This window comes from Janthinobacterium sp. GW821-FHT03C08 (assembly GCF_059420905.1).
The window spans coordinates 41,393-55,042 of the sequence record NZ_JBWKUP010000019.1 but is presented as its reverse complement, the minus strand read 5'-3'; the positions used below and the strand labels follow the sequence as shown (position 1 = coordinate 55,042).

Sequence of the window (13,650 nt, the reverse complement as noted above, 5' to 3'; positions counted from 1 at the left end):
AGAAGCCCCTGCCTCATATTTTCCCGGTTCTATTTGGAGTATTATGAGCAATACCAAACCCATTTATGTCACCCAACCTTATTTGCCTCCGCTGGACGAGTTCCTGCCGTACTTGGAAAAAGTATGGGATAGCAAGGTATTGACCAATGGCGGTCCCTTTCACCAGCAGCTGGAAAAAGCGTTATGTGAATATCTGGGCGTGGAGCATCTCGCCCTGTTTTCCAACGGCACCATTGCATTGATTACGGCCCTACAGGCGCTGCGGATCACGGGTGAGGTGATTACTACCCCGTATTCTTTTGTCGCGACCGCCCACTCCTTGCTGTGGAATGGTATCAAGCCTGTGTTTGTCGATATTGATCCCAATACGCTCAACCTCGATCCGAAAAAAATCGAGGCAGCCATCACGCCACAGACCACCGCAATCATGCCCGTGCATTGCTATGGCCACCCATGTGACGTCGATGCGATCCAGAAAATTGCCGATAATTACAATTTGCGCGTCATTTATGATGCTGCGCATGCCTTCGGGGTGCAAAACAAGGGCGGCAGTATTTTACGCTGCGGCGACTTGTCCGTGCTCAGTTTCCATGCCACCAAGGTATTTAATACCTTTGAAGGGGGCGCGATCATATGCCCGGATGCCAAGACAAAATTGCGCATCGACCAGCTGAAGAACTTCGGTTTCGTTGACGAATTGACGGTAGTGGCGCCTGGCATCAACGGCAAGATGAGCGAGATTAACGCTGCATTTGGCGTGTTGCAATTACAGCACGTAGACCGTGCACTTGCCCGGCGTCGTGAGATCGACGAGACCTACCGTGCGCTGCTGCATGATGTCAAAGGCATCAGCTGTGTACAGGATGCCGGCGAAGAGGTGGCGAATTACTCGTATTTCCCGATTTTGGTGGATGCCGATTATCCACTGACTCGCGATGGCCTGTACGACAGGCTCAAGGAGCATGCCGTGTTTGCCCGGCGCTATTTCTATCCGCTCATCACCGACTTCCCGATGTACCGTGGCTTGCCGTCTGCACACCGGGACAATATTCCTGTCGCCACGGCTGCGGCGCAAAAAGTACTGTGCCTGCCGATATATCCGGAACTGACTGCTGAGCAACAGCGCATGATCGTCAACCTCGTCGTGGCGCCAATGGCATGAAGCTGGCAATCATGCAACCCTATCTGTTTCCATACATAGGGTATTTTCAGCTCGTTGCCGCAGTGGACAAATTTGTCTTTTACGACGATGTGAATTTTATTAAGAACGGCTGGATCAACCGGAACAGGCTGTTTCTGGCTGGAGAGGTCCGTTACATTACGGTGCCGCTGAGTGGAGCCAGCCCCTTCCTCAAAATCAACCAGGTTGTCGTGCAGGGCGGGGGAATCTGGCAGAAAAAGATGGCTGAGTCCCTGCGTCACTCCTATCGAAAAGCGCCGTTTTTTGAGGCAGTCAATGAAATTTTCTCGGAAGTTATTTTTTCCAATGAGCAAAATATCTCAGAATTGGCCAAAAAAAGTGTGGTGCTGATAGCCGATTATCTGCAGTTGCGGACTGATTTCGTCATGTCGTCTGTGGGATATGACAATGCGCATCTGCACAGCGTCGAACGTGTCATTGATATTTGTGGCAAGGAACAAGCGAAGCAATACTACAATCTGCCAGGCGGTCGGGACTTATACGAGGTCGATGCATTTTCCGGCCATGGCATCGATTTGCATTTCATCGACACAAAAATAGCGCCATATCCTCAAGTTTCTGCGGATTTCCAACCTGGATTATCGATGCTGGATGTGTTGATGTTTAATGATCGCGCCGCGGCAAAGCAAATGTTAACTGACATTTCGGTGATTTGATGAACAAGCCGATCGGTGGATATTTTGAGCTTGAATTTCCCGAGCGTAAGCCGCTTTTGTATCCGGCTGCTTACGAATTCCAGTCCGCTCGAGCAGCATTTCTTGCTTTGTTGCGCGTAGGTAACCCCTCCAGGGTATACATGCCGCATTACATCTGCGATTCGATGGTCGCTCCGCTTGAACAAGCTGGTGTGGAATGCTGTTTTTATTCGATTGATGGTGATTTCAATATTGTTGACGATTTTGATCTTGCCGAGACGGATTGGCTATTCTATGTAAACTATTTTTCTGTCTGCAAGAAGAATATAGATGGCTTGTTCAACCGCCATAATCCTCGCCAAATTATTCTGGATCACTCGCAGGCATTTTATGCACCTCCGCGAGATTGTCTGGCCACGATTTATTCAGCACGCAAGTTCTTTGGCGTGCCGGATGGTGGTTTATTGGTGACAGGACTTGTAATCGATGAGCCTTCGGAACGCGATCATGGCTCGTTGAGGCGTGCACTATCCGGATTAACGCGTCTGGCGGAAACGCCGGAGGCAGGATATGCAGACTATCAAAAAGCAGAACATTCGCTGGAACAGTGTGAGCCGCTAAGGATGTCGCAACTGACGCAGCGTATCCTGTATAGCGTCGATTTTGATGTAATAAAAATCAAGCGCAATGAGAATTTTTATTTCCTGCACAAGCAATTGGGGATTTTGAATGAAATTAAATTTGATTTGCAGAGTATCGATGGTCCGCTATGCTATCCTTTTCTTATTGACTCTGAAGGCTTACGGAAGAGTTTAATACGTGAAAGAGTTTTTGTGGCAACGTATTGGCCAGAGACGGTTACACGTGTGGATAGTAATAGTAATGAAGCAAAATTTGTGAAAAATTTATTGCCATTGCCATGTGATCAACGTTACAGCTTCGAGGAAATGGAACGCGTGGCGAAAATTTGCCTGGATTTTCTTTCTAATAGATAATTTACCACGGTTGGAACGGAATATGAATATTGTAGGAAAAATTGTCACCTTGCGTGCACCTGAAGTTGCAGATATCCCCCAGTTGCACAAGTGGAGCAACGATCCGGAAATTTGGAATGTGCTTGGTGGATGGCATTTTCCTTTCTCCAGTCGTTCTACTGAAGAGTGGATACGTAGCAGAAAAGATAGCAATTTGACCGACCATGTTTTCTGTATCGATACAGTTGAGCATGGTTGTATCGGCACGGCCAATCTTGTGAATATTGACTGGAAGAACAAAACCGCGTTTCATGGAATAATGATAGGACAGGAAAACGCAAGGGGAAGAGGCTATGCCCTTGACGCGTTGTTTTCTATCATGCGGTATGCGTTCATGGAACTAGGCTTGAACAGGCTGGATAGCGACATAATTTCTTATAATGAAAGATCGTTAAAGTTTTATACCGAAAAAGGTGGCTGGAAAAAAGAAGGTGTTCGCCGCAACTGGTTTTATAGGAATGGGCTATATCACGATAAAATTATTGTCGGCGTGACCAAGACTGATTATTTTGAAATACTTGAGAAAAACAACTATTGGGGTTGATTTTTTAAACCTGAATCGAGAGTGCCACCTTGTCCTTGAAGAAAAACATACTTGCTAATTATGTCGGTCAGATATATGTGACTTTAATTGGTATTTTATTAGTGCCACTGTATGTTAAATATATGGGAGCCGAAGCATATGGCTTGGTTGGTTTTTATGCCATGTTGCAAGGTTGGTTTCAACTACTCGATGTTGGTTTGACACCAACCATGGCACGCGAGACTTCGCGTTTTCGTGGTGGAGCAATTGATGCCTTAAGCTTGCGACGACTGCTCCGTGCATTGGAAGGTATTTTTGCGCTGATTGCAATAATTTGTGGTGGTGCAATGATGCTAGGCGCCAATTTTATTGCAACTACATGGTTGAATGTACAAAAATTGCCAATCTATGAAGTTAGAAATGCAATATTATTGATCGGCATGATTGTGGCTCTGAGATGGATTTGCGGCCTTTATCGCGGTGCCATCAATGGTTTTGAACGTTTGGTTTGGTTGAATGGATTTAATATTTTAATCGCGACATTGCGCTTTGCTTTTATTATTCCATTTCTGATTTATGTGGGAGCAAGCCCGACTTATTTCTTTTCCTATCAACTCATCGTCGCAGTAATTGAACTTTTTATCTTGATATTAAAAACGTATCGAATTTTTCCGAAGATCGATAATGTTGAACGTTTGCCGTGGGAATGGAGCCCCTTGCGCTCAGTGCTAAAATTTTCGCTGACCGTGGCGTTCACGAGTGCTGTCTGGATTTTTATAACTCAGACAGACAAGTTGATTTTGTCTAAATTATTACTGCTATCGGATTATGCTTACTTTACCTTGGCCGTGTTGGTCGCGAGTGGCGTATCGGTAGTTAGTGGACCGATCAGTGGAGCTCTACTGCCCCGCCTCACCAAGCTCAATGCAGCGGGCGACGATAGTGGCACTTTGCAGTTATATCGAAACGCAACACAGATGGTTTGTGCAATAGCAATCCCGACGGCTCTCACATTGGCCTTTTTTTCCGAACAGGTGCTATGGGCATGGACCGGTAACGCGGCGGTCGTGAGCAAGGCTGCACCTACCTTAGCCCTATATGCATTGGGCAATGGCATATTGGCCCTGGCAGCTTTTCCATATTATTTGCAGTACGCTAAAGGTGATTTAAAGCTGCATCTGGTTGGCAACGGATTATTTTTCGTGTTTTTAATACCATTGTTACTTTGGTCGACATTGCATTTTGGTACTGTTGGCGCTGGCTATGCTTGGGTAGTAGTTAATGCAGTGTATTTTTTCGCCTGGATTCCTAGAGTGCATCAGCGTTTCGCGCCTGGCTTGCACATGAAGTGGTTGTTAAATGATATTTTAGGGGTGGTGTTTTTAACAGCATTCGTTGCTGCATTTTTACGATTATGTATAGTTTTTCCTGCAGATCGTTTGCAAACCGGTTTTCTATTGGCTGGAATTGGGCTGCTCATGTTGACAGTCGCGTTGGCTGCATCTCCGTTTTTAAGAAACAAGGTTTATGCCACATGGCAGATACGCTTTTCTAAACAAAATTAAAGAAATTATGATTTGTAAAACTCCTAAAGTTTCTATTTGCGTGGTAACTTATAATCAGGAAAAATATATAAATGCATGTCTTCAAAGTATTTTGGATCAAAAGACGGATTTCGAATTTGAAGTTATCGTTAGTGATGATTGTTCCACCGATGGTACGCCATTAATAATAGAAGAATTTTTGAGGAGATACCCATCTATTATTAAGGTGGTATCTCGCACGGAAAATGTCGGGGCCGTAGAAAATTTCATATCTGTTCATAATTTGTCTAAGGCAGAATTTGTATGCCATTGCGATGGTGATGATATATTTTTACCCGGAAAACTTCAAAAGCAGGTCGATTATTTAAACGCAAATCCTGGTTGTACAGTAACATGGCATCGAGTTAATTCGTTTGACGATCAAGGTAATTTTTTTCCAGGGGAATTAGGGGAAAATTTTATATTTGAAAATGGCATAGTTACATTTGGACAAGCTTTGCGTTTCGGCACTGTGGGGGGGCACAGTACGATTATGTATCGTAGAACTGCGCGTAAGACAAGTTGCCCAGGATTTGATGTACTGGATTTGTTTTATTCGTGGGAGTATTTATCTTCTGGCTGGGGAGCCATTCTTGATGATGTGTTGGGTGAATATCGCGTAAATTCGACTGGTGCGGTTAGCAAAAGTACGCATCGAAAAATAAGAGCACTCAATGCGCATCATTCTGAGTATTTTTTAAAAAAATATCCAGAAAAAAGATCTGATATATTTATTTTTGCATTTACAAATTTTTTAATAGATGCAAAGAATAAACGAGGAACAGCTGTTGATTTTTTAATTTTAATGTTGCGATCTTTTAGTTTTGTTTCTCCTATTGATTTTATTTCTCATTTAAAAAAAGCAAACAAGTTACGGGTCCCTGTTCTTTCTGAAAAAAGATAAAAATTTAATTATTTTTGATTATGTTTGTTTGCGGAATATTTAATGATAATGTCTTCTGTGTTTCGCATATTCGTGTTTGAGTGGTTTTGTTTTTCATGTCTATGACATTAAAAATAATTTTGCTATTAAGTAGTGTTGGATTTAAAAATTCTGTTTGGTTCAGGATATATTTTGCTTTGTCGATTTTTACTTATTTGTATTTTGCAAGATTCGCTATAACATAGCGAAGACTCATATTGGTGGTATTTAAATGGTAATTCTTCACATCATTGTTGGGTTGGGCGTGGGGGGGGCTGAATTAATGCTTAAACGTCTGATCGAATCACATTTAAATGATACGCTTCATAAGCATAAAATAATCTCACTAACAACCGTCGAGAAAATTGGATTGGAGTTACGTGAGTTAGGTGTTGATGTTCGCTCCCTAGAGATGCAGTCTTTTCGGGACATTCCGCGTATCCTTTGGCAATTGGGAAGAATTATAAAGTTGGAAGCGCCTGATATAGTTCAAACTTGGATGTATCATGCTGATCTTTTAGGCGGTCTAGCAGCTCGTTTTGTTGGCAACCGACATATCGTGTGGGGTATTCGCACTACCGATGTGCAGGCTGGGGGCGTGCGCGCCACTACTATGGTGCGCAACGTGTGCGCTAGGTTGTCCCGTTGGCTTCCGCACACCATTGTCTGCGCGGCCGATGCTTCGCGCCGTGCGCATGTCGCGGTTGGCTACGACTCCACGCGCATGACGGTGGTTCCAAATGGCTTTGATCTGACGCGGCTGCTCGCGTCGCCGGAGCAGCGCGCCGGCTTGCGGCAGTTGTGTGGCTTTGACGACACACACGTCGTCGTTGGTACGCTTGGACGTTTCAATCCTGCCAAGGATCATGCTAATTTTGTGCGCGCTGCCGGTTTGGTGGCGCAGCATCGCCCTGAGGTGCGTTTCCTGATGGTGGGCCGTGAACTTGCCAGCGACAATGCTGTCCTGATGGACTGGATCGCGCAGACCGGGTACGCGGAGCGCTTTGTGTTGCTCGGCGAGCGCGCCGACGTGGCTGTCTGCCTGTCGGCGATGGATATATTTGGCCTGTCGTCGCGTACCGAAGGCTTCCCGAATGTCGTGGGCGAAGCCATGGCGATGGGCTTGCCATGTGTCGTTACCGACGTGGGGGATGCGGCCATGCTCGTGGCCGATACCGGTGTAGTCGTTCCTAAGGAAGATTCGTCAGCTTTGGCACTTGGGTTCGGGCAGTTACTGACGCTGGAAGCCGATGTTCTACAGGCACAGGGGAAAATGGCTAGGCAAAGGATTGTTGCAGAGTTTACAATAATGCGTGCCCGGGATCGTTTCGAGGCAATCTATCAACGTGTTGCAAATGAAAGTATTCACTGATGTGTGGATTTGTAGGTTTCTTCGGCTCATCTTTTTCTCAAGATAATAACGGATATGTCCCTGTGCTCAAGCGCATGGCGGACACCATTGCCCTCCGGGGCCCGGACGATGAAGGATACTGGAGCGATGCCGAGCAGGGCATCGGCCTCGGGCACCGCCGCCTGGCCATCGTCGACTTGTCGCCTGCCGGCCATCAGCCCATGCCGTCGGTCTCCGGCCGCTATGTGGTTGCTTTCAATGGCGAAATATACAACCATCTTTTGCTACGGCAGGAACTGGAAAAGACCGGCAAGGCCCCGGTCTGGCGCGGCCATTCGGATACGGAGACGCTGCTGGCTGGATTCGATGCCTGGGGCATCCATGACACCCTGGTGCGTGCCATTGGCATGTTTGCCATGGCTATATGGGACCGGCAGACTGCCACCTTGACCCTGGCGCGCGATCGTATCGGCGAAAAGCCGCTGTACTATGGCTGGCAAGGGCAGGGGAGCGGCGCGGTGTTCCTGTTTGGTTCCGAACTGAAGGCCTTGCGTGCGCATCCTGTGTTCGAGAACCGCATTAACCGCGGTGCGCTCAGTTTGCAGTTGCGCCACAACTATATTCCCACGCCATACTCCATTTATGAGGGTATCAGCAAGTTACCGCCAGGTTGCCTGTTGACCATATCAGCAAAGCAGCGCGAGCCACAGTTGAGCACGTATTGGTCCGGCACCGGAACAGCCGAGGCTGGCGTCGGTGCGCCGTTTACCGGGACTCCGGAGCAAGCTATCGATGCGCTGGAAGTTTTGCTCAAGGATGCGATACGTCAGCAAATGATGGCCGACGTGCCTTTGGGCGCCTTTCTTTCCGGTGGTATCGATTCGTCAACCATCGTGGCACTGATGCAGGCGCAGTCTTCGCGGCCAGTCAAGACATTTACCATCGGTTTTCATGAAGCGGGCTACAACGAGGCCGAGCATGCCAAAGCGGTAGCCCAGCATCTGGGTACCGATCACACCGAGCTGTATGTAACGGCAGAGCAAGCCATGGCCGTGATTCCGCGCTTGCCACTGCTGTATGACGAGCCGTTTTCCGATTCGTCGCAGATTCCAACTTTCCTCGTGTCGCAATTGGCCAAGGAGCATGTGACTGTGGCCTTGTCTGGTGACGCCGGCGATGAGCTGCTATGCGGCTATAACCGCTACCAGTTGACCGATAGGCTTTGGGGTAAGCTTTCCACCGTGCCCGTGCCCTTGCGCCGCCTGGCCGCAAAGGGCTTGACGGCAGTGTCGCCTGCGGCGTGGAACAAGATCGCTGGCACCGCCCGACGCGTGGTACCTGGCGCCATGCCGTTTGCCAACGTCGGCGACAAGCTGCACAAGGGCGCCGGTGTATTGGCCAGCCCGTCATGCGACGCGCTGTACCTGAATTTGGTTTCACATTGGCAAGATCCCGCATCCGTCGTCATCGGTGGAAGCGAGCCATCTACTCTGCTGACCGGCTTTGCGCCCCCGCTGACGGGCCTGGATCGGGTACAGCGCATGATGGCACTGGATATGCTCAGTTATCTGCCGGACGATATTCTGGCCAAGGTAGACCGGGCAGCGATGGGTGTCTCACTGGAAACACGGGTACCCTTCCTTGACCATCGGGTGGTGGAGTTCGCCTGGAGCCTGCCGCAATCGATGAAACTGCGCAATGGCCAGACCAAGTGGGCCTTGCGCGAGGTACTCTACCGGCATGTACCGAAGGCCTTGATCGAGCGGCCGAAGATGGGGTTCGGTGTACCAATCGGCAAATGGTTGCGTGGTCCGCTGCGCGATTGGGCCGAGGCGCTGCTGGACGAATCGCGGCTGCGCCGCGAGGGCTTTTTTAACGTGGAGCCGATCCGGCAAAAATGGACCGAACATCTGTCGGGACAGCGCAATTGGGAAGCCCATCTGTGGGATGTGCTGATGTTCCAGGCCTGGTTGGAGGCACAGTGACCCTATAGTAACCGGTAGTGTTGTTATGGCATAGATTAACTTGCTAACGAATATGCTAAATCGATATGGTCGATGATGCAGATGGGGGACGCTGATTGTTTGAATTCGGACTAATATGACTAAGGATGAAAAGTGAAAGGTGCGAACCCAAGGATTTATTGGTTATTTCTCTATGTATGTTCAAATATTATTGCTGCCTGTTTAATGCTGAGTAGCGGAGAACTTATAGGTGATGTGGCTGGAAATCCTTTATATAGTAGCAGTGTGTTGGTGTGGGCGCTTTTTCTAGTAATATCTTCCTATTATATTATTCTCGTTCCGTTATTTGATTTTGTAACAAAAATTAGCGTGAGAAAAATTAATTTCCCGGGCTCTGATAGAGTGATAGGTGAGCGAATCGGAAGATTTTTATTGGTTTTTCAGTTAATATATATGTCATTTAACTGGATAAATGGCGTTAATGTGGCTGGTAGCGCATCTTCTGGTGAAAATGTTCCTTTTGCGTTTTTCTGGGTATTTTTCCCAATAGATTCATTAGTGATGTTGTATTATGCATTTTATCGTGATAATAAAATGCTCCCTGCCAACATCTCGATATGGATAATATCCAATTTGATTCGTGGTTGGTCGGGAATGTTTTTGTTAATAATATTTTTTGAGTGGTGCCGTGCATATCGGGCGGGACGTATCCGGTTGCGTTGGATTGTAATGGTTGGTTCTGGTGTGGTATTGCTTTATCCAATATTGGTTAATTTAAAATGGATTATGCGTGCCTCGTCAAAAGTGGGCTTATATGATGCAGCAGACAGTGTATTTTCTGCACTTGATGGCTTTGATTATTTTGCGTTGATGGGTGATGGATTAACGCACTTGGTATCGCGTTTCCAGACAACGTCGATTCTTGTGGAGGTAATTCGCATGCGAGATCTACTTCAAGATGAATTTATGCATGGTAGATTTAGTCCATTTTGGATGGAAGGCTTGCATGGTATTGCCTTTGATCGAATTTTTTACGGTGCAAAGTCTATTCCTATTGGTGTCGCATTTACTGGTTATGCAGATTTCGACTCGGTTTTTGAAGTCGGCACATGGAATACAAATATAAGTTTTGCCGGATGGTTTTTTATTGCCCCATACTTGGTTCCATTTTATATTGCATATACTATTTTCTTGGCCGGTTTATCATCATTCTTGGTGAAAAAACTTGATGCTGGAAAGCAGGCTGAAGACATGCTCTGGTTTGCATGGTTGATATATTTGCTGCCACCTTGGCATTCAGCATTTGTTTTATTTGTATATTCTTTGATTTTGTTTATAGTGATTAAATTCTTATTTTCTTGGGTGGGCCTCGGGATTAGCCGAAATTTGAAAAATTGAAGAGTGAATTTTCGGTCGCGTCAGGTACTGCTCATAAATATATATAGTTCAATTGTGATGCGGTATGTTGCGTAACTGTGGCTAGGCGGATTTTCGAGGCCTTGTCGCGGGCATGGTGATAGTATGCTTCTAAGAGTAGTTGTAAGAGCGCAAAAATATTTTGAGTCCATTTGTCCGATGGTGTAGATAAAATTGTCGATTGATGGAATAGATAATGATAGATGAGCAAGTGAAGCCCGCATCTGCCGAGAGCACCAGGAAATATCCTCCTGCTAGTGGTGATAGGTTGCCCAGACAGTTTGGACGGGCGGATCAGCCAGTGATGGCCGCACATTCAGCGACGCGAACCAAGCTGCTGTTTGTCGTCACTGAAGATTGGTATTTCGTTTCGCATCGGCTGCCGCTCGCCGTTGCGGCCCTCGGCGCCGGCATGGATGTGTCGATTGCCACCAACGTCAGCAGCCACGCGGAGTTGATTCGCCAGGCCGGTATTACGCTGTATCCTTGGAAACTGAACCGGGGTTCGACGGGCCTGCTTGCTGAGTTTAAGGCCCTGTGCGGGTTGTTGAAGATTTATTGGAAGGTGCGCCCGGATATCGTGCACCAGGTCGCCATCAAGCCTGTCCTCTATGGCAGCCTGCTGGCGAGCTTGCTGCGGATTCCAAGGGTCGTGAATGCGCTTGGCGGCATGGGGGCCATTTTCAGCGACACATCGGGCAAGCGTGGCCGTCTGCGTGCTGTCGTGCTGGCAGGTTTTCGTACTTTGTTGAACCGTCGAGGCAGTTTGCTGATCCTGCAAAATCCCGACGATTGTGAACTGATGGTCAATGGCGCGGCGATCGCACGGGCCAATATTCGTCTTATACGGGGCGCTGGCGTCGATGTGCGGGTGTTTGATGTCGTGCCGGAGCCGCAGGGCGTGCCGATGGTGCTTCTGCCGGCGCGCATGCTCACAGACAAGGGGGTCGTCGAGTTCGTCGAGGCCGCCAAACTGCTGAAAGCGCAGGGTGTGCAGGCGCGTTTTGTGCTGGTGGGCGGTACGGATGAATGCAACCCGGCCTCCGTGCCACCGGCAACGTTGAAGGAGTGGGTCGATAGCGGTGCGGTGGAGTGGCTTGGTCGTCGCGATGACATGCCCCTCGTGTACCGCAGCGCTTCTCTGGTGTGTCTGCCTTCATACCGGGAGGGCCTGCCCAAGGCATTGCTCGAAGCGGCCGCATGCGGACGGGCGATCATCGCCACCGATGTTCCCGGCTGTCGCGAAATCGTGCGTCATGGCGAAAATGGCTTGTTGGTCGAGGTGCGCAACGTCACTGCACTGGCCCAGGCCATGGCGACCTTGCTGGCTGACACAGCCATGCGGCACGCCATGGGCGCGGCCGGCCGGCAAATGGTCTTGCAGGAGTTTTCGGAGGAGAAGGTTGTGGCGGATACGCTGGAGATTTACCAGGAATTGATGGCGGTGACAGACTGATGGCAAAAGTATTAGTAACAGGCGCCGCCGGCTTCGTCGGTGTCGCTTTGTGCAAGGCGCTGCGAGCGCGCGGCGACGAAGTGGTGGCCGCCGTACGCAGCGGGGCACAAGCGGGGCAGGTGAATGTGGGCGATATTGGTCCCGATACCGATTGGCGCAGTGCGCTGCAGGGCTGCGATGCTGTCATCCATTTGGCCGCGCGCGTGCACGTGATGGCCGACCGTGAGCAAGATCCAATGCGTGCGTATCGCAGCGTGAATGTCGACGCCACCTTGAATCTGGCGGCGCAGGCGATGCAGCATGGTGTCAAGCGCTTTGTCTTCGTCAGCAGCGTCAAGGTGAATGGCGAAGCGACGACGGACCGGCCGTTCACCGCGGCCGATGTGCCCATGCCTTGCGATCCTTACGGGCAGTCGAAGCTGGAAGCGGAGCGCGGCCTGGCGGCACTGGCCGCCACAGGCCCCCTGGAGGTGGCGATCGTGCGGCCCCCGCTGGTCTACGGACCTGGCGTCAAGGCGAACTTCCTCAATCTGATGCGCCTGGTAGAGCGTGGCCTGCCCTTGCCTTTCGGACGCGTTCGCAATGCCCGTAGCATGGTCGCGCTGGATAATCTGGTGGACTTGCTCATTGTCTGCACCCGTCACGCGCGTGCTCCAGGCGGTATCTTCATGGTATCGGATGGCGCCGACCTGGGTATTGCGCAGTTGGCGTCGATGATTGCCACGGCGATGAACAAGAAAGCGCTGCTGCTGCCAATACCGCCGACGTGGATGCGTTGCGCCGCTGCCTTGCTGGGCAAGCGCGCCGTGGCCGACCGTTTGCTTGGCTCCCTGCAAGTCGACATTGGCGCGACGCAGGCAACCTTGGACTGGCGGCCGCTTGTTAGCCAGCAGGCAGCCATTGCCGAAAGTGTCGCCCATTTCAAAGCCTTTGATCAAAGTGGTAAAAAATGAAACGTTTCTTGGATTTAATTTGTGTAGGCATGGCAACGCTGGTATTTGCCGTGCCGTTTGCCGCGCTCGTGGTGCTGGTGAAGCTGACTTCGAAGGGGCCGGCCCTGTATTGGTCAAACCGCGTGGGGCGCGATAACGCGCTGTTTGCCATGCCCAAGCTGCGGACGATGCGCGTCGATACACCAGTCGTGGCGACGCATCTGTTGAATGATCCTGACCAGTTTTTGACGCCGGTCGGCGGCTTTCTGCGCAAGAGCAGCCTCGATGAATTGCCGCAACTGTGGTGCATCCTGCGTGGTGACATGAGTGTCGTTGGCCCGCGGCCAGCGCTGTACAACCAGCATGATTTGATCGCCCTGCGTACTGCCCAGGGCGTACACAGCATTCCGCCGGGGCTGACTGGTTGGGCTCAGGTCAACGGCCGTGACGAGTTGCCACTGGAAGTAAAAGTGCAGCTCGATGCCGATTATTTGAAGCAGCGCTCGCTCTGGCTGGACGTCAAAATTGTGTTCCTGACAGTATTGAAGGTTGTGCGCCGGGATGGTATCACGCATTGACACGTAGCTGATCCCAGGCGGATTGCTAGCTGATCCTGTCGTTTGGCCACAAAGG

At 49.6% G+C, this 13,650-nt stretch carries 12 protein-coding genes; all 12 read left to right on the top strand.

Translation table 11 applies throughout. The annotated features are described in order from the left end of the window. Window positions 1–43: 43 nt before the first annotated feature. The 12 genes from AC07VL_RS23685 to AC07VL_RS23630 all read left to right on the top strand — a co-directional run bounded on the left by AC07VL_RS23685 (window position 44) and on the right by AC07VL_RS23630 (window position 13,595). Complete coding sequence (locus AC07VL_RS23685; RefSeq protein ID WP_494808016.1) at window positions 44–1,162, top strand: DegT/DnrJ/EryC1/StrS family aminotransferase; 1,119 nt, start codon at window positions 44–46, stop codon at window positions 1,160–1,162. Beyond that, complete coding sequence (locus AC07VL_RS23680; protein ID WP_494808015.1) at window positions 1,159–1,857, top strand: WbqC family protein; 699 nt, start codon at window positions 1,159–1,161, stop codon at window positions 1,855–1,857. Before AC07VL_RS23685 ends, AC07VL_RS23680 begins: the two co-directional genes overlap by 4 nt. Beyond that, window positions 1,857–2,831 (top strand): hypothetical protein, encoded by a 975-nt coding sequence (locus AC07VL_RS23675; RefSeq protein WP_494808014.1) that lies wholly within the window; start codon window positions 1,857–1,859, stop codon window positions 2,829–2,831. The genes AC07VL_RS23680 and AC07VL_RS23675 overlap by 1 nt, the downstream gene beginning before the upstream one ends. 22 nt (window positions 2,832–2,853) lie before the next feature. After that, window positions 2,854–3,414 (top strand): GNAT family N-acetyltransferase, encoded by a 561-nt coding sequence (locus AC07VL_RS23670; protein WP_494808013.1) that lies wholly within the window; start codon window positions 2,854–2,856, stop codon window positions 3,412–3,414. Between the two features lie 29 nt (window positions 3,415–3,443). Further along, window positions 3,444–4,958, top strand: a complete 1,515-nt coding sequence (locus tag AC07VL_RS23665) for an oligosaccharide flippase family protein (protein WP_494808012.1) — start codon at window positions 3,444–3,446, stop codon at window positions 4,956–4,958. Then, complete coding sequence (locus AC07VL_RS23660; RefSeq protein ID WP_494808011.1) at window positions 4,921–5,880, top strand: glycosyltransferase; 960 nt, start codon at window positions 4,921–4,923, stop codon at window positions 5,878–5,880. Before AC07VL_RS23665 ends, AC07VL_RS23660 begins: the two co-directional genes overlap by 38 nt. 250 nt (window positions 5,881–6,130) lie before the next feature. Continuing rightward, window positions 6,131–7,270, top strand: coding sequence for a glycosyltransferase family 4 protein (locus tag AC07VL_RS23655; protein ID WP_494808010.1), 1,140 nt, complete (start codon window positions 6,131–6,133; stop codon window positions 7,268–7,270). Next, window positions 7,270–9,234 carry an asparagine synthase (glutamine-hydrolyzing) gene (gene asnB, locus AC07VL_RS23650; RefSeq protein ID WP_494808009.1) on the top strand — a complete coding sequence of 655 codons (1,965 nt, stop codon included), beginning with the start codon at window positions 7,270–7,272 and terminating at the stop codon, window positions 9,232–9,234. The genes AC07VL_RS23655 and asnB overlap by 1 nt, the downstream gene beginning before the upstream one ends. 132 nt (window positions 9,235–9,366) lie before the next feature. Continuing rightward, window positions 9,367–10,611: an oligosaccharide repeat unit polymerase gene (gene wzy, locus AC07VL_RS23645; protein ID WP_494808008.1), complete on the top strand. Its 1,245-nt coding sequence runs from the start codon at window positions 9,367–9,369 to the stop codon at window positions 10,609–10,611. Between the two features lie 214 nt (window positions 10,612–10,825). Beyond that, entirely contained in the window at window positions 10,826–12,085 is a 1,260-nt protein-coding gene (locus tag AC07VL_RS23640; protein WP_494808007.1) for a glycosyltransferase family 4 protein, read from the top strand. Continuing rightward, window positions 12,085–13,038, top strand: coding sequence for a UDP-glucose 4-epimerase family protein (locus AC07VL_RS23635; RefSeq protein ID WP_494808006.1), 954 nt, complete (start codon window positions 12,085–12,087; stop codon window positions 13,036–13,038). Before AC07VL_RS23640 ends, AC07VL_RS23635 begins: the two co-directional genes overlap by 1 nt. Further along, entirely contained in the window at window positions 13,035–13,595 is a 561-nt protein-coding gene (locus AC07VL_RS23630; protein ID WP_494808005.1) for a sugar transferase, read from the top strand. Before AC07VL_RS23635 ends, AC07VL_RS23630 begins: the two co-directional genes overlap by 4 nt. The last annotated feature ends 55 nt before the right edge of the window (window positions 13,596–13,650 follow it).

Coding starts and splice junctions, on each gene's coding strand:
- AC07VL_RS23680 (WP_494808015.1), top strand. CDS start 1,159: ATGAAGCTGGCAATCATGCAACCCTATCTGTTTCCATACATAGGGTAT.
- AC07VL_RS23630 (WP_494808005.1), top strand. CDS start 13,035: ATGAAACGTTTCTTGGATTTAATTTGTGTAGGCATGGCAACGCTGGTA.
- AC07VL_RS23685 (WP_494808016.1), top strand. CDS start 44: ATGAGCAATACCAAACCCATTTATGTCACCCAACCTTATTTGCCTCCG.
- AC07VL_RS23670 (WP_494808013.1), top strand. CDS start 2,854: ATGAATATTGTAGGAAAAATTGTCACCTTGCGTGCACCTGAAGTTGCA.
- AC07VL_RS23655 (WP_494808010.1), top strand. CDS start 6,131: ATGGTAATTCTTCACATCATTGTTGGGTTGGGCGTGGGGGGGGCTGAA.
- AC07VL_RS23640 (WP_494808007.1), top strand. CDS start 10,826: ATGATAGATGAGCAAGTGAAGCCCGCATCTGCCGAGAGCACCAGGAAA.
- AC07VL_RS23660 (WP_494808011.1), top strand. CDS start 4,921: ATGCCACATGGCAGATACGCTTTTCTAAACAAAATTAAAGAAATTATG.
- AC07VL_RS23635 (WP_494808006.1), top strand. CDS start 12,085: ATGGCAAAAGTATTAGTAACAGGCGCCGCCGGCTTCGTCGGTGTCGCT.
- asnB (WP_494808009.1), top strand. CDS start 7,270: ATGTGTGGATTTGTAGGTTTCTTCGGCTCATCTTTTTCTCAAGATAAT.
- AC07VL_RS23675 (WP_494808014.1), top strand. CDS start 1,857: ATGAACAAGCCGATCGGTGGATATTTTGAGCTTGAATTTCCCGAGCGT.